Here is a 15,301-nt window from a genome sequence, read left to right on the forward strand (position 1 = left end):
GGAGGGAATGACCTGGACGCCTGCGGAACGCCTTCGACAGGCCCTCCCCCAGCCCCTCCCGCAAGCGGGAGGGGAGAAGAAACCGTCGCACTCACTTAACCGCCTCGATGCCAGCCGCCAGCCCAGCGGCCCACTTGGTAATATCGCCCGCGCCGAGGCACACCACCATGTCGCCGGGCTGCACCACCTTGCCGAGCGCCTGCGCCAACGCACCCGCATCGGCAATCGTCGCCGCCGAGCGATGTCCGCGCCGCTTCAGCCCCTCGACCAGCGCCTCGGCGTCGACGCCCTCGACCGGGGCTTCGCCTGCGGCATAAACCGGCGCCACGAACACCATATCGGCGTCGTTGAACGCGCCCTGGAATTCCTCCATCAGATCGCCGAGCCGCGAATAGCGATGCGGCTGGACCACCGCGATCACGCGGTTCTGCACGCCCTCGCGTGCCGCCGACAGCACCGCGCGAATTTCGACCGGGTGATGGCCGTAATCGTCGATGATGGTGACGCCCCCAGTCTCGCCCACCTTGGTGAAACGCCGCTTCACCCCACCAAACTTGGCGAACCCCTGCTGGATCGTCGCATCCTCGATACCGAGTTCCAGCGCCACGCCGATCGCCGCCAGCGCGTTCTGCACATTGTGGCGGCCCGGCATCGGCAAATCGATGCCTTCGATCGAGCGCGTCGTGCCGTCGCGGTGGCGGATGATCACCTCGAAGCGGTTGCCGCCGGGCGTGGGCGTCACGTTGACGCCGCGCACGTCCGACTGCGCCGAGAAACCATAGGTCACCACACGCCGGTCGCGCACGCGCGGGATGATGTTCTGCACTTCGGGGTGATCGAGGCACAGCAAAGCCGCGCCGTAAAAAGGCACGTTTTCGACGAACTCGACGAACGCATCCTTCACCGCATCGAACGAGCCATAATGGTCGAGATGTTCGGGATCGATATTGGTGACGACCGCGATCGTGCCGTCGAGCCGGAGGAAGCTGCCGTCGCTCTCATCAGCCTCGACCACCATCCAATCGCTCGCGCCCAGGCGCGCGTTGGAGCCGTAGCTGTTGATGATGCCGCCGTTGATGACGGTGGGATCGACCCCGCCGGCATCGAGCAACGCCGCGACCATCGAGGTGGTCGTCGTCTTGCCATGCGTACCCGCGACCGCGACGGTCGATTTCAGGCGCATCAGTTCGGCGAGCATTTCCGCGCGGCGCACGACAGGAATGCGCCGCTCCAGCGCCGCTTCGACTTCCGGGTTGCCGCGCTTGATTGCGGTCGAGGTGACGATCACCGCCGCGTCGCCCAGATTTTCGGCGCGGTGGCCGATCGCGACCGGAATGCCCTTGGCGCGCAGCCCTTCCACGACATAGCCCTCGGCCACGTCAGACCCCTGCACGGCATAACCGAGATTCTTCATCACTTCGGCAATGCCCGACATGCCGATGCCGCCAATGCCAACAAAGTGGATCGTCCCGATGTCGGTTGCGACACCCCTCACGCAAAAGCCTCCCGTTTCCCGAGTTTGACCGCGCGCGGCGCGCCAATCGGCATGTCGCCCGGCGTATCGCCCAGGCTCTCGACCAGATCGGCCAGATCGCGCACCGCATCCGGCCGACCGCACGACCGCGCCCGCCCCGCCGCATTCTGCAACGCTTCGGGATCAAGCCCGAGCCGCTGCATCTGCTTGGCCAGCTCAATGGGCGTGAAATTGCGCTGGTCGATCGTGCGCGCGCCGCCCGCTTGCGTCATTTCGCGCGCATTGGCGGTCTGGTGATCGTCAGTGGCCGTCGGCAGCGGTACCAGGATGGCCGGGCGGCCCGCACAGGTCAGTTCCGCCAGCGTCGACGCCCCCGCGCGCGCAATCACCACATGCGCCCAGGCAAGCTGCTCGGGCAGATCAGGCAAATAGGTCGCGAGATCCGCCGCAATCGACAGTTCGGCATATTTCGCGCGGCAGGCATCGATATCCTCGATCCGCGCCTGATGCGTCACTTGCAAGCGACGACGAAACGCGACGGGCAGCAGCGACAGCCCATCGGGCACCACCTGGCTCAGCACACTCGCGCCCTGGCTGCCGCCGGTGACGAGCACGCGAAAAATGCCGTCTTCCTCCAGCAACGGATAGGGCTTGGAACGCAGCGCCAGCACCGCATCGCGCACCGGGTTGCCGACCAGATGCGTCTTCGCGCGCAACTTGGGGGCCAATCGCGCGACGTCTTCGTAAGAGGTGGCGATCGCATCCACCTTGTTCGCGACCAGCCGGTTGACGCGACCGAGCACGGCATTCTGCTCATGCACCGCCGTCGGGATGCCCTGATTGAACGCCGCCAGGAGCGCAGGCAACGCCGGATAGCCACCAAAACCGATCACTGCATCCGGCCGGAAGCTCTTGTAGAGCTCGATCGCCATCGCGCGGCCCTTCAGCATTGCCGACGCCGCCTTGATATAGCCGATCGGCCCGCCGCTCAGCCGCCCGGCGGGCAGGATATGCGTCTGAATGCCCTCGAACAGGCCGGGAAAGCGCACCCCGCGCTCATCGCTGATCAATGCGACATAATGCCCGCGCTTGATCAGTTCCGCCGCCAGTGCTGCCGCCGGGACCATATGCCCGCCAGTGCCGCCCGCCGCCAAAACGAAATGCCGTGCCGTGCTCATACCCCGCTCCGATGCCCGCTGCCCCGCTGGGCGATGTATTTTGATCGCGTGACGAAGGGATTGCGCCGAGTGAACGCCAGCAGCAAGCCCATCCCGATCGACAAAGCGATCAGCGAGGATCCGCCATAACTGATAAACGGTAGGGTCATGCCCTTGGATGGCGCAAGGCCAGTATTGACCGCCATCGAAATCAGCGACTGAACACCAAATTGCGTAGCAAGCCCGGCGGCCGCGAACAGCCGGAATTCGTCTTCCTCGTCGAGCAGCTTCACGAACACGCGCACCACGATCGCCAGAAACAACAAGGCGATCACCATGCACGCGAGCAATCCGAACTCCTCCCCGATCACCGAGAAGATGTAATCGGTATGCCCCTCGGGCAACCGGAATTTCATCGATCCGCCGCCCGGCCCGGTGCCGCGCCAGCCGCCTGCGGTGATCGTGTCATGCGCGGCATTGGTCTGGAAATGGTCGGCGGCCCCCACCCCTTCTGTCCCCGGGAACAGGAAGGCGTTGATGCGCGCGCGCGCCGTACCGTAGAACAGATAAGCGGCAACCAGCCCGGCGGGTACCGCCGCGATCAACCCAACGATCACTTTGGGCGATGTGCCCGAAATCATCAGCAGCGCCATCCACACCACGCAGAACACCACGGTCTGCCCGAAATCGGGCTGCAGCATCAGCAGCACCGCGACCAACGCGGTCATCGCGCCGGTGATGAACACGACGGGTAACGCCTCATCCTGCGCGCGCATCGACAGAATCCACGCGACCGTCACGATGAAGAACGGCTTCAGAAACTCGGATGGCTGTAGCAGCGACACGCCAAAATTCAGCCAGCGCGTCGCGCCGTTCTTCTCGACCCCGACCACCGGCACCAGCATCAGCAGCACCAGACAGGCGATCGTCCCGATCAACGCCATCCGCCGCGCAATCGCCACCGGCAGCATCGAAACGACCAGCAGCACCGGCAACGACACGCCGACCCACGCCAGCTGCCACCACAGATAGTAAAGCGGCGGCACATGGTGCTTGTCGTCCGAATAGCGCGTTGCCGCAGCAGGCGACGCCGCACCGACGGCGACCAGCCCGACCGCGATCAGCAGCAGCGTCAGCAACAGCAGCATCCGGTCGATATCCCAGAACCACATGCCCAGCGCCGAGCGGTCGCCACGTCCGCCGCGCCCCTTCATGCTCCGCCATAATTTCGGGGTCGGCCCGCGCGCCTCGCTCATGCCAGCGCCTCGACCAGGCGGCGGAACTGCTCGCCACGATCCTCAAAATCGCGAAACTGGTCGAAGGAGGCGCAGGCGGGCGACAGCAACACGGTGTCACCGGGCTGTGCGTTGCGCGCGGCGGCGGCGACGGCGGCGGCAAGATCGCCGCTTTGCTCGACCGGTACCGTGCCCTGCAGGATCTCGGCGAAACGCGGACCCGATTGCCCAATGGTGTACGCGCGCACGACATGCCCGAATTGGGGGGCGCAGGCGTCGAGATCGTCGGCCTTGGCCTTGCCGCCCAGAATCCAGTGAATCCGCCCGAACGCGGCCAGCGCGGGCGCGGTCGATTCCGGGTTGGTCGCCTTGCTGTCGTTGACATAGGTCACGCCGCGCAGGACGCGGACGCGTTCCATACGGTGCGCCAGACCGACAAAGCTTTGCAAAGCAGCATCGATCACCGCTTCGGGCACGCCCAGCGCCTGCGCCACCGCAATCGCGGCCAGCGCATTCTGCGCGTTGTGCGGCCCCTGCAACGATGGCCAGCGCGACTGGTCCATGCACACGCCGGGCGCGATCTTGGTGAGATGCTCAGCCCGCGCCGACAGGCTGCGCGCGATTTGCGCCGAGGGGGTATCGCCAATGCCGATGATCGCCGCGTGCGTGGCCGACTGCATCGCGAACAGGCGGGCCTTGGAGGCGGCATAGGCGTCGAAGCCATCATACCGGTCGAGATGGTCGGGCGTGATGTTGAGCAGCACCGCGACATCGCAATCGAGTGTTTGCGTCAGGTCGATCTGATAGCTGGACAGTTCCAGCACATAGACGCCGCCTGCGGGCAGCGGCTCCTGCTCCAGGATCGGCAAGCCGATATTGCCGCCCAGGCGCGACGGCACGCCTGCGGTTTGCAGGATGTGGTCGATCAGCGAAACCGTGGTCGATTTGCCGTTGGTGCCGGTGACGCCCACCACCTTATGCGGCGGCAGCGCAGGCCGCGCCTGCGCGAACAGTTCGATATCGCCGATGATCGGCACCCCCGCCGCGCGCGCCTTGGCCGCGACCGGGTGACGGTTGAGCGGCACGCCGGGCGAAACGACGAGCGCGTCGAAGGGGGAGAGATCGATCGTTTCGGGGTCGGCAAACGCCAAAGTCTCCCTCTCCCCTTCAGGGGAGAGGGTCGGGGAGAGGGGAACGCCAGCATTAGAGGTGCCGCCCGCTGCAGACTCCCCCTCTCCCCGACCCTCTCCCCGCGAGCGGGGAGAGGGAGACGAAAGCGCTTCACGCTTAGCCGCATCCGAATCCCATGCCGTCACCGCCGCGCCGCTGGCCAGCAGCGCGCGCACGGTCGCCGCGCCAGAGCGCGCAAGCCCCAGCACAGCGTAGCTCTTGCCGCGCCAGAGGGGCGATACGATCACCGGAGCTTCAACGTCGACAACCCTGCCAGCGCGAGCACGAGCGCGATGATCCAAAACCGGATCACCACGGTCGGCTCGCTCCAGCCGAGTTGCTCGAAATGGTGGTGGATCGGGGCCATCTTGAACACGCGGCGACCGGTGCGCTTGTAGAAGAACACCTGGATGATGACGCTCATCGCCTCGATCACGAACAGCCCGCCGATGATGCCCAGCACGATCTCGTGATGCGCCACCACCGCGATCGCGCCGAGCGCGCCGCCCAGCGCGAGACTGCCGGTATCGCCCATGAACACCGCCGCTGGCGGCGCGTTGAACCACAGGAACGCCAGCCCCGCCCCGACGATCGCGCCGCAGAAGATGGCCAGGTCGCCAGCGTGCGGCACATGCGGAATGCCGAGATAGGCCGCGAACTTGGCGTTGCCCGCCAGATATACGATGAGCATGAAGGCGACCGCCGCGATGATCACTGGCATCGTCGCCAGACCGTCCAGTCCATCGGTCAAATTCACCGCATTGCCGAACGCCACGATCGTGAAGGCGGCAAAGACGATGTAGAAATAGCCGAGCTCGATCACCGGCCCGCTATAGAATGGCAAATACAGATGCGTGCCGTTTTCATGCACGATCATCGTCGCGGCGATCCCGGCGATGGCGAATTCGCACACCAGCCGCAGCCGCCCGGAAACGCCAGCCGTGCTCGCCTTACGCACCTTGTCATAATCATCGAGGAAACCGATCGCGCCAAAGCCCAGCGTCACGAAGGTGCACGCCCAGACAAACGGGTTGGACAAGTCCATCCACAACAGGATCGAAAAGACCATCGAAGTCAGGATCATCAGCCCGCCCATCGTCGGCGTGCCGCGCTTGGCGAGGTGCGATTGCGGGCCGTCGCTACGGATCGGCTGCCCCTTGCCCTGGCGCACGCGCAACCAGCCGATAAAGCGCGGGCCGATCAACAGCCCCAGGAACAGCGACGTCGCCACCGCGCCGCCAGTCCTGAACGACAGATAGCGAAACAGGTTCAGCACGCTCGGGAAGCCGAGATAGGCGGCGATGAAATAGAGCATTAGTGTTCCCCGCTCCGCAGGCCAGCGACAACCGCCGCCAGCCCCACGCCGTTCGATCCCTTGATGAGCACCGCATCGCCCGGTGCCAGCATGGTGGACAGGCTGGCGCGCGCCGCAGCGGCGTCGGCGACATGGACGAAATCGCCCTTGCCCTCAAGCGCGTTCAGCAGCGGGCGGGCCCGTTCACCGACGAGAATGCCCGCTTCGACGCCAGCGGCCAGAACGGGTTCGGCCAGCCCGGCATGATAGGCATCGCTGCCGTCGCCAAGCTCGCGCATTTCGCCCAGCACCACGATTTTCCGCTTGGCGGGTTCCGCCGCGAGCACGGCGAGCGTCGCGCGCATCGACGAGGGATTGGCATTGTAGCTCTCGTCAATCACCAGCGCTTGCCCGGCCCCGACCGGAACCGTGAAGCGTGCGCCGCGCCCGGCGAGGCCGCCCAGTTCGGCCAGCGCCAGCCCCGCCAATGCGAGATCGCCACCGACCGCATCGACCGCCGCCAGCACCGCCAGGCTGTTGGACACCCAATGCTGCCCCGGCTGGCTGATCGTGAAGCTCAGTTCGCGCGCGCCGACGACGGCGGTGACGAAGGTGCCGCCGCTTTCGGTGCGCATCGTTTCGATCGCGCGAACGTCTGCGCCCTTGTCGAGGCCAAAGGTCACAATCCGCGCCGCATAAGGCGTGGCGGCGGCGATCAGGCGGTCGCGATGCGGGCTGTCATAAGGGACGATCGCCACGCCGCCCGGCTCCAGCCCCTGGAAAATCTCACCCTTGGCATCGGCGATGGCGGATTCGTCGCGGAAGAATTCGGTATGCGCCGGGGCGATGGTGGTGATGATCGCGACATGCGGGCGCACCAAAGTGGTCAAATGCGCCAGTTCGCCCGCGTGGTTCATGCCCATTTCGAACACGCCGAAGCGCGTTTCGGCGGGCATCCGCGCCAGGCTGAGCGGTACGCCGGTATGGTTGTTATAGCTTTTGACCGAACGGTGCGTCCGCGCCCGCGCGCCGCGTTCGAGCGCGGCGTAGAGCGCTTCCTTGGTGCCGGTCTTGCCGACCGACCCGGTAACACCGATGATCTTTGCCGCCGTCCGCGCGCGGGCGGCGCGGGCAAGGTTCTCCAGCGCGGCCATCGTGTCGGGCACGAGAACATGCGGGTGCGCGCTCGGCTGCGACACCAACGCCCCCGCCGCGCCGCGCGCAAACGCCTGGTCGAGGAAGCGATGGCCATCGGTCGCAGCGCCGGTCATCGCGACGAACAGGTCGCCGGGGCCGACTTCGCGCGAATCAAAGGTCACGCCGGTGGCGGTGAAGTCGCTTGACGCTGTGCCGCCGGTGGCAGCGGCGATCGCAGCGGAAGTCCACAGGCTCATGCCGCCATCTCCCGCGCGACGCTGACATCGTCGAACGGCAGCACCAGATCGCCGACGATCTGCCCCTGCTCATGCCCCTTGCCTGCGATCAGCACGATATCCTGCGGCCCCGCCATGGCGATCGCCGCGCCGATCGCGTCGCGGCGCGACCCGATCTCGGTCGCCTCGGGCGCGCCTGCCAGCACCATTGCGCGGATCGAGGCGGGGTCTTCCGAACGGGGATTGTCATCGGTAACGATGACATGGTCGGCCATCGCCGCCGCGATCCGCCCCATTTCGATGCGCTTGCCCCGGTCACGATCGCCGCCCGCGCCGATCACCACGATCAGCCGCCCCGCCGCATGGGGCTTGAGCGCAGAAATCGCCGCCTCCAGCGCATCGGGGGTATGCGCATAATCAACATAGACCGGCGCACCCTGCGCCGCGATCACTGCGCGCTCCAGCCGCCCGCGCACCGGCTGCAACCGGCCGAGCGCGGCGATCGTCGTGGCGACATCGCCACCGCACGCAATCACCAAGCCAGCCGAAGTCAGTGCGTTGGCGGCCTGATAGGCACCGATCAGTGGCAGCGTGACCTTATAGGTCTTGCCCTCCGCCTCGATCACCAGCCCCTGCCCGAGCAAGGTCGGATCGCGCCCGACCAGCTTGAGCGTTTCCCCCGTGGTGCCAACCGAAAGCACGTGAAGGCCTCGCGCACGCGCCACCTCGGCGACGCGAGCCGAGGCGGGATCGTCCGCCCACACCACCGCCGTGCCGTCATCAGCCAGGACCTCGCTGAACAGGCGCAGCTTGGCGTCGAGATACGCCGCCATCGTGCCGTGATAATCGAGATGATCACGGCTGAGATTGGTGAAGGCAGCGGCCTGCACCGTCAGACCTTCCGTGCGATATTGCGACAGGCCGTGGCTCGACGCCTCGAACGCGACATGGCTGACGCCTTCGCGCTTCAACCCCGCGACATTGGACAGGAAGGTGACGATGTCGGGCGTGGTCAGCCCGGTCGAGACGCGGTCATCGGCGGTGGTGACGCCAAGCGTGCCGATCGAGGCTGCATGGAACCCCGCCATCCGCCACAATTGCCGCACCATCTCAACCGTTGAGGTCTTGCCGTTGGTGCCGGTGACCGCGACCGCAACCTCCGGGAAAGGCGCGAAGAACTGCGCGGCGAGTTGGGCGAAACGGCGGCGCGGGTTGGCATCCGCGATGTGGAGAGCGCCGACCACTTCCGCCTCCGGGCGCGCCACCACCGCAATCGCGCCACCCGCGACGGCGGCTGCGATATAGTCCTCGCCATTGACGACCGCGCCCTGAAACGCGCCGAACACGACGCCCGGTGCCACCTTGCGATGGTCGATCGCAAACCCCGTGACCGTCGCATCCGGCGCACCGCCGACCAGCGTTGAAAGCTTCACTGTTCCTCCGCGCCGCTCGGCGGCGTTGCCCCGGCGACGAGAGTCAGCATCGGCCGGAGATCGCTAATATCCACATCGCGCCTCGCATCGGGCATCACACCCAGGATCGCCCCGGTCCGCGCGATCACTCGCCCCACCACCGGCGCAGCGTTCCATGCCGCCGTCTTCCAGCCGGCCGTTTCCCTGGTGCCTTCGGGCGAGTCGAGCATGGCCAGCACCACATAGCGCGGCGCGTCCATCGGGAAAGCGGCAACGAACGTGGCGACGTTGCGGTGATGATCATAGCCGCCGTTCGACGCCGCCTCAGCGGTGCCGGTCTTGCCGCCAACGCGGTAGCCCGGCGCATCGCCCTTGCGCCCGGTGCCATAGAGGCAGACGAGCCGGAGCAACTGGCGCATCCGCGCGCTGGTCGCCTCGCTCAGCACGCGCCGCCCCGCCGGTGCCTGTCCGGGCGTTACCTTGAGCAAGGTGGTCGGCCGCCAAATCCCGCCATTAACCATCGTCGCATACGCATTCGCCAGGTGCAGCGGGGTCACCGCGATGCCATGGCCATACGCCGTCGTCATCACCGTGGTGCGGCCCCAATAACGCGGCCAGATCGGGCCGGCGCGCTCGCGCAGTTCGATCGAGGGGCGCTCGCCAAAGCCCATGCCGGTGAACATCGCGGACAGCTTGTCCTTGCCCAGCTCATCCGCGATCCGCGCCGTCGCCACGTTGGACGAATAGATCAGCGTTTCGGGAATGTTGAGCCAGCGCTTCGGATCGCCGCGTTCATCGTGAATGGTGAAGCCACCGACCTTGAGCGGCGCGGTCGCATCGAAGCGGCGCGCCATCGAGGTGATCGTGCCGCTCTGGATCGCGGTCGCCATGGTGATCGGCTTGAAGGTCGAGCCGAGTTCATAGACCGATTGCGTCACGTTATTGCGCAGCGCGTCGCTGGTCGTGCCGGTCAGCTTGTTGGGATTGTAGACCGGCAGCGAGACCATCGCGAGCACTTCGCCGGTGTGCACGTCCAGCACCAGCCCGGTCGCCGCCTTGGCCTGAAAGGTGACCATCGCCCGGCCGAGTTCACTCTCCATCGCCGTCTGCACGCGCGCATCGATCGACAGGGCAATCGGCTCCCCGCGGTGGCGCGGGTCGGTCAGCCGCGCATCGAAGGCGCGCTCGATCCCGGCGCGGCCCATGATGTTGGGGTCGGTCGCGGTCGGCCCGATATAGCCGAGTGCATGCGCCGCCATCGTCGATTGCGGATAGAGCCGCTCGGGCTCGCGCGCAAAGACGATGCCGGGTTCGCCGAGCGCGTGGATCTCGTTCACCATCGCGGGCGAGGCATGTTTGTCGAGATAGGTAAACTTGGCCTTCATTGTCAGGCGTTGCAGATACCAGGCCGAGTCATGCTCGGGCATTGCCGCCGCCAAGCGATCCGCCAGGCCTTGGCGATCGCCCAGCAATTCCGCCGGGCGCACGCCGATCGTCCACGCCTCGATCGTGCGCGCCAGCGGCTGGCCGTTGCGATCCAGAATGTCGGCGCGCACCACCGGATTGACCGTCAGCGTCGCCGCCCCGGCAGGGGAGCCCAGCAGCCCCAGCAGCGCGATCCGCACGATCACCAGCAGGAAGCCCGCGCCGATCAGCAGCATCAGCATCATCAACCGCACATGTGCAACCGCGACCAGCGCATGGCGCTGATCGCTCGATCGCCTGGCTGGGAGGGGGCGCGCGACGAGGGTGCTCATCGCGCCGACCGGCTTTCCGCTCGAGCGCCGCTGCGCAAATCCCCGATCATGCTATCGTCGAGCAAGGCCCGGTCGAGCATCGCGACCGCAGCACGCGGCCTGGGCGGCGCGGCCGCGGCCATCGCCGTGCGCGGAGGCGGTGCGGAACGCTGGACCGCTGGCCCTTCGACTCGCGCAGCAGGTGTCGTGGCAGTGGCCGCGTGCAGGACAGGTTGCGTCGCCGGAGACCGCTCGGTGGTCATCGCGGTAACGGGCGCTGCGGGCACGAACGAGGCCATCTGCACAGCGGGCGTGCCGGGCGCGGGGGCGCTGCCCGGTTCGATCGACGCGAGCGCTGCTTCGTCCTGCACGAACTGCCCCTCGGCCGGGGCGACCAGCCCGAGCGTCTCGGCATTCCATTTGTCGAGCTGTGCGAGATTGGCGCGGGTGTCGAATTCGGTTTCCAGCGCGCGGATATCGCGCCGCGCGCGTTCGATCTCGCTCGCGGTACGGTCGAGCTTCTTGCGCTCCGCCGCGACCTGTAGCGGCACGAGCAGGAAGCCGAGCGCCACTGCGACGCCGGCCAGAAACCATCCGAGACTCTTCCACGCCAGCCCCAGCATTATAACAATCCCTCTGTCCCAGGTGTTTCCGGCCACGCCGCCGCACCGGTACGCCGTGCGGTGCGCAAGGTGGCCGACCGCGCACGCGGGTTGCGCGCGATCTCGTCTTCGCTGGCGCGAACCCCGCGCCCGACCTGCTCGAAGCTCGGCGCATGTTTCGCCGCCACTTCGGGCAAATGCCGTGATCCCGATGGCAAGCCGCCCGAGCGCTCGCGCAGGAAGCGCTTGACCATGCGGTCTTCGAGGCTGTGGAAGGTCACCACCGCCAGCCGCCCGCCAGGCGCGAGCACGCGCTCTGCCGCCGCGAGACCGTCGGCCAGTTCGCCCAATTCGCGGTTGATGTGGATGCGGATCGCCTGAAAGGTCCGCGTCGCCGGATCCTTCTTATCATGCGGTTTGTAGCCAAGCGCACGGCGAACAACGTGGGCCAACTCGCTGGTCCGCGTGATCGGGCGCGCAGCGACGATCGCGCGCGCCACCCGCTTGGCGCGCGGCTCTTCGCCATAGATCTTGAGCACGTCGGCGATCCGGCCTTCATCGGCTTCGTTGACGAAATCGGCGGCGCTTTCGCCCTCCTGGCTCATCCGCATGTCGAGCGGCCCGTCCGACTGGAAGCTGAAGCCGCGCTCGGCCTGGTCGAGCTGCATCGACGACACGCCGATATCCATCGTCACGCCCTGCACCGGCACGACGTCCCGCGCCGTCAATTCGGCGTCCAACGCGGAGAAGGTGGCAGGGACAAGCGTCAGCGCGCCATCGGCGTCGCGCACCAACGGCTCGCCCGCCGCGATAGCATCGGGGTCGCGATCGAAGGCGAAGACGCGCGCGCCCCGCGCCAGCATCGCGCGGGTATAGCCGCCCGCGCCGAACGTCGCATCGACATGCACCGCGCCCGCTTCGACGGCGAGCGCATCGACCACTTCGTCGAGCAGCACCGGAATGTGCGGGGCGTCGCTCACAGCGCGATCCCCTTCACCTTGCAGTGATAGCGGCATGCCGCCTGCATCGCCGGATCGACATCGACCGCGTCGATCAGCGTCTTTGGATCCCAAATCTCGATCCAGTCGAACGTGCCCCAGAAGAAGGCGTTTTCCCCGATATTGGCGTAATCGCGCGGGAAGCCGGGCATGATGAAGCGGCCCGATCCATCGAACGGCACGGGCTCGCCGCTCGCGCCGCGGCGCTTCAGATTGTAATTGGGCTCGCCCAGTTCATTGAGCTGACGCGCCTGGATCGCCTCGATCTCGGCCTTCAGGATTTTGACATAGGCAGGGTCGTAAGCGCGCAGGCACTTTTGCTGCGGGTGGACACCGACGATGACGGTGCCGCCATCCTTGCCATCGGCGCGCGGACTGTTCGCCGCCAGCGCCTGTCTGAGCGATGCAGGAATCGCAACCCGGCCCTTGTCATCGACAAGACCGAGGCCGTCTCCCTGATATTCGCTCCGGTCGTCCACGCTTACCCCGCACTCGGTGGGCAAGCCTCTCCCCTGCCCAGAATCGCGGGTTCGCGACGCTAGGTGCCCGCATGGTCAGCGCATGGTGCGCAGGCGAGATGAGTCTGCCCCTGATGAAGCAGAAGTTACACGGGGCCAGCTGGGGATACAAGGGGAAACGCGGGGATTTGACGGGACAAAGCCTCAATCGCTTCGATTCTCCACGGATTTTTTGCGCGTCATATCAACTCGTTCTTGATGCGTTCGCATCGGGATGGGGGATTTTCGGGGACGTGGTGGGCAAAACCGGTGGCAGCGGGGCGCTTTCCCCACAAATCCCCGGAAACGAGGTAATCACCGAACCGGCGCTGCAGCAGCCTTTGGCGGCAGCGTGTCGCTCTGGTTGCTGGCAGGGGCAACCGCACTCGGCGCAACGCCGAGCTCCGCCAACGGCTCCTTCGCAGAATCGGTGGAATTTCCGGAGACCATGGTGGCGACAACATCAGGACGCGCACTGCCAATCGCCGAGACTTGCCGGTCGCGACTGACCGTCGCGAAGATCGCGGCAGCAAGCCCGATCAGCAGCAGGACCGCCGCGAGGCCGATCATCCCGACTTTCGCACGCTGCATCGTCTGCGTTGGATCTTGAGCGAGAATTTTCATAGGCTGTGGCATAAATGTAACGCGTTAACGCGCGCTTGTCGATGCCGACAATTGTCAGCCCTTAAGCCAGGGCGGAACCGCCAGCCCTTTCTGTTCCAACCAAGCGCGATTGTAGAGCGTTGAGAGATAGCGAAAACCGGTATCACACAGGATCGTCGCCACGCGGCTGCCCGGCCCGAGTTGGCGCGCGAGGCGCACCGCCCCTGCGACGTTGATGCCCGAGGACAGGCCCAGACACAGCCCCTCTTCGGCCAGCAGCCGCGTGACCCATTCCATCCCCTCCGCATCCGAAATGCGGAATTGCGTATCGATCGGCGCGCCTTCCAGATTGGCGGTGATACGCCCCTGCCCGATCCCTTCGGCGACCGACGAGCCTTCGGCCTTCAACTCGCCATGGGCATAATATTCATACAGCGCCGCGCCATGCGGGTCGCTGAGCGCGATGCAGACTGCCTCGTCCTTGGCTTTCAGCCCCATCCCCACGCCCGCAATCGTACCGCCGGTGCCAGCCGCACAGGTGAAGCCATCGATTCGCCCGTCCATCTGCGCCCAGATCTCTTCGGCCGTGCCCACAATATGCGCGCGGCGGTTGGCGATATTGTCGAACTGATTGGCCCAGACCGCGTTCGCTGTTTCCTCGGCGATGCGGCGCGAGGTGTGCACAAAATGCGCCGGGTTCGAATAGGGTGCCGCCGGCACCAGCACGAGCTCAGCCCCAAGCGCGCGCAGCGTGTCCATTTTCTCGCGACTTTGCGTCTCGGGCATCACAATGATGGTGCGGTAGCCCTTGGCATTGGCGACCAGCGCCAGCCCGATGCCGGTATTGCCCGCCGTCCCCTCGACAAAGCACCCGCCGGGCTCGATCAGCCCGCGCGCCTCCGCATCCTCCACGATACCCAGCGCCGCACGGTCTTTTACCGAGGCACCGGGATTGGCAAATTCGCATTTGCCGTAAATCTCGCCCCCGGCCGCCTCGCTTGGCCCCTTGAGCAGGACGAGCGGGGTATTGCCAATGAGCGCGAGCGTATTTGGGGTGGTATGCATGCCCCCGAAATGCCGCGTGTTGGCAGCGGGGGCAAGCGAGCGTTGCTTGGGCGCACACAAGCCTGGTCGTTTAGCGGAACGGAATGCGAGGCCCTTTACCCCAATCGGCACCAAATCTCGGCCGAAAACCGGCGAAAATGTGGAGCTTGCGTTACACAATTATTGCAGCGCAAAAATCATGTTCCTTACGGGAAACACCACTCTTGACGCCCCGTGCTGCGTGCGCGAAGAAAAATGCCATGACCAAGCGCATCCTCCCCGCCGCCGCCCTTTTCCTGATGCTGTCGGCTTGTGAAAACAAGCCGACCGAAGTGTCGACCGTAGCGCCCGACCCGATGGCGGCCGTGCTGGCCAACAAGGCCCCGGTGGAACTGCCGCCGGCGATCAAGAAGGAAGTGACGTTCCGCTGCAAAGATAACAGCCTGGTCTACGTCACCTTCTTCCAGGGCGACAAGCAGGCGCTGGTGAAAGCGACCGAGAAGGGCACGCCGACCAAGCTCACCGCCGAAAAGGCGGGCGATCCGCTCAAAGCGGATGGCTATGAGATGACAGGCAATGAAAAGGCGGTCACGCTGACGCAGCCCGGCAAGCCCAAGCAGCTTTGCGATATCTGATCCTCGGCACCGGTTGCACGTATCGTCGGCATTCGCCACGATAGGCCGTTCCTGAGCGAGGGGCTTAAAAC

Annotated in this window: 14 protein-coding genes; 1 reads left to right on the plus strand and 13 read right to left on the minus strand. The window is 66.0% G+C overall.

The features are described from left to right. Positions 1-91 precede the first annotated feature (91 nt). The 13 genes from murC to H4W01_RS13245 form a co-directional block, all read right to left on the minus strand. Positions 92-1,495, minus strand: coding sequence for a UDP-N-acetylmuramate--L-alanine ligase (gene murC, locus H4W01_RS13180; protein ID WP_209611536.1), 1,404 nt, complete (start codon positions 1,493-1,495; stop codon positions 92-94). After that, positions 1,492-2,652, minus strand: a complete 1,161-nt coding sequence (gene murG, locus H4W01_RS13185; protein WP_209611539.1) for an undecaprenyldiphospho-muramoylpentapeptide beta-N-acetylglucosaminyltransferase — start codon at positions 2,650-2,652, stop codon at positions 1,492-1,494. The genes murC and murG overlap by 4 nt, the downstream gene beginning before the upstream one ends. Further along, entirely contained in the window at positions 2,649-3,887 is a 1,239-nt protein-coding gene (locus H4W01_RS13190; protein ID WP_010404008.1) for an FtsW/RodA/SpoVE family cell cycle protein, read from the minus strand. The genes murG and H4W01_RS13190 overlap by 4 nt, the downstream gene beginning before the upstream one ends. After that, positions 3,884-5,284, minus strand: coding sequence for a UDP-N-acetylmuramoyl-L-alanine--D-glutamate ligase (gene murD, locus H4W01_RS13195; RefSeq protein ID WP_334685263.1), 1,401 nt, complete (start codon positions 5,282-5,284; stop codon positions 3,884-3,886). Before murD ends, H4W01_RS13190 begins: the two co-directional genes overlap by 4 nt. Next, complete coding sequence (gene mraY / locus H4W01_RS13205; RefSeq protein ID WP_010404011.1) at positions 5,281-6,351, minus strand: phospho-N-acetylmuramoyl-pentapeptide-transferase; 1,071 nt, start codon at positions 6,349-6,351, stop codon at positions 5,281-5,283. The genes murD and mraY overlap by 4 nt, the downstream gene beginning before the upstream one ends. Then, entirely contained in the window at positions 6,351-7,724 is a 1,374-nt protein-coding gene (locus tag H4W01_RS13210; RefSeq protein WP_209611541.1) for a UDP-N-acetylmuramoyl-tripeptide--D-alanyl-D-alanine ligase, read from the minus strand. The genes mraY and H4W01_RS13210 overlap by 1 nt, the downstream gene beginning before the upstream one ends. Continuing rightward, entirely contained in the window at positions 7,721-9,136 is a 1,416-nt protein-coding gene (locus H4W01_RS13215) for a UDP-N-acetylmuramoyl-L-alanyl-D-glutamate--2,6-diaminopimelate ligase (protein WP_209611543.1), read from the minus strand. Before H4W01_RS13215 ends, H4W01_RS13210 begins: the two co-directional genes overlap by 4 nt. After that, complete coding sequence (locus H4W01_RS13220) at positions 9,133-10,872, minus strand: peptidoglycan D,D-transpeptidase FtsI family protein (RefSeq protein ID WP_209611546.1); 1,740 nt, start codon at positions 10,870-10,872, stop codon at positions 9,133-9,135. Before H4W01_RS13220 ends, H4W01_RS13215 begins: the two co-directional genes overlap by 4 nt. Beyond that, positions 10,869-11,474, minus strand: coding sequence for a hypothetical protein (locus H4W01_RS13225; protein WP_209611548.1), 606 nt, complete (start codon positions 11,472-11,474; stop codon positions 10,869-10,871). Before H4W01_RS13225 ends, H4W01_RS13220 begins: the two co-directional genes overlap by 4 nt. After that, positions 11,474-12,469 (minus strand): 16S rRNA (cytosine(1402)-N(4))-methyltransferase RsmH, encoded by a 996-nt coding sequence (rsmH, locus tag H4W01_RS13230; RefSeq protein WP_435804177.1) that lies wholly within the window; start codon positions 12,467-12,469, stop codon positions 11,474-11,476. Before rsmH ends, H4W01_RS13225 begins: the two co-directional genes overlap by 1 nt. Further along, positions 12,430-12,930 carry a division/cell wall cluster transcriptional repressor MraZ gene (locus H4W01_RS13235; RefSeq protein WP_010404021.1) on the minus strand — a complete coding sequence of 167 codons (501 nt, stop codon included), beginning with the start codon at positions 12,928-12,930 and terminating at the stop codon, positions 12,430-12,432. The genes rsmH and H4W01_RS13235 overlap by 40 nt, the downstream gene beginning before the upstream one ends. Before the next feature lie 333 nt (positions 12,931-13,263). After that, the gene (locus H4W01_RS13240; RefSeq protein ID WP_334685264.1) at positions 13,264-13,539 is read right to left on the minus strand and encodes a hypothetical protein; all 276 of its coding nucleotides are present in this window, start codon (positions 13,537-13,539) and stop codon (positions 13,264-13,266) included. Between the two features lie 87 nt (positions 13,540-13,626). Continuing rightward, complete coding sequence (locus tag H4W01_RS13245) at positions 13,627-14,616, minus strand: cysteine synthase A (protein WP_010404025.1); 990 nt, start codon at positions 14,614-14,616, stop codon at positions 13,627-13,629. A 239-nt stretch (positions 14,617-14,855) separates the two neighbouring features. Here H4W01_RS13245 and H4W01_RS13250 point away from each other — a divergent pair, with 239 nt between their 5' ends. Next, entirely contained in the window at positions 14,856-15,230 is a 375-nt protein-coding gene (locus H4W01_RS13250) for a hypothetical protein (protein ID WP_010404027.1), read from the plus strand. Positions 15,231-15,301: the final 71 nt, after the last annotated feature.

The organism is Sphingomonas sp. PL20 (assembly GCF_017875905.1).
Taxonomy (GTDB): Bacteria; Pseudomonadota; Alphaproteobacteria; order Sphingomonadales; family Sphingomonadaceae; genus Sphingomonas; species Sphingomonas echinoides.

Coding starts and splice junctions, on each gene's coding strand:
- murG (WP_209611539.1), bottom strand. CDS start 2,652: ATGAGCACGGCACGGCATTTCGTTTTGGCGGCGGGCGGCACTGGCGGG.
- H4W01_RS13190 (WP_010404008.1), bottom strand. CDS start 3,887: ATGAGCGAGGCGCGCGGGCCGACCCCGAAATTATGGCGGAGCATGAAG.
- mraY (WP_010404011.1), bottom strand. CDS start 6,351: ATGCTCTATTTCATCGCCGCCTATCTCGGCTTCCCGAGCGTGCTGAAC.
- H4W01_RS13210 (WP_209611541.1), bottom strand. CDS start 7,724: ATGAGCCTGTGGACTTCCGCTGCGATCGCCGCTGCCACCGGCGGCACA.
- H4W01_RS13220 (WP_209611546.1), bottom strand. CDS start 10,872: ATGAGCACCCTCGTCGCGCGCCCCCTCCCAGCCAGGCGATCGAGCGAT.
- H4W01_RS13225 (WP_209611548.1), bottom strand. CDS start 11,474: ATGCTGGGGCTGGCGTGGAAGAGTCTCGGATGGTTTCTGGCCGGCGTC.
- rsmH (WP_435804177.1), bottom strand. CDS start 12,469: ATGCCGCTATCACTGCAAGGTGAAGGGGATCGCGCTGTGAGCGACGCC.
- H4W01_RS13240 (WP_334685264.1), bottom strand. CDS start 13,539: ATGCAGCGTGCGAAAGTCGGGATGATCGGCCTCGCGGCGGTCCTGCTG.
- H4W01_RS13245 (WP_010404025.1), bottom strand. CDS start 14,616: ATGCATACCACCCCAAATACGCTCGCGCTCATTGGCAATACCCCGCTC.
- H4W01_RS13250 (WP_010404027.1), top strand. CDS start 14,856: ATGACCAAGCGCATCCTCCCCGCCGCCGCCCTTTTCCTGATGCTGTCG.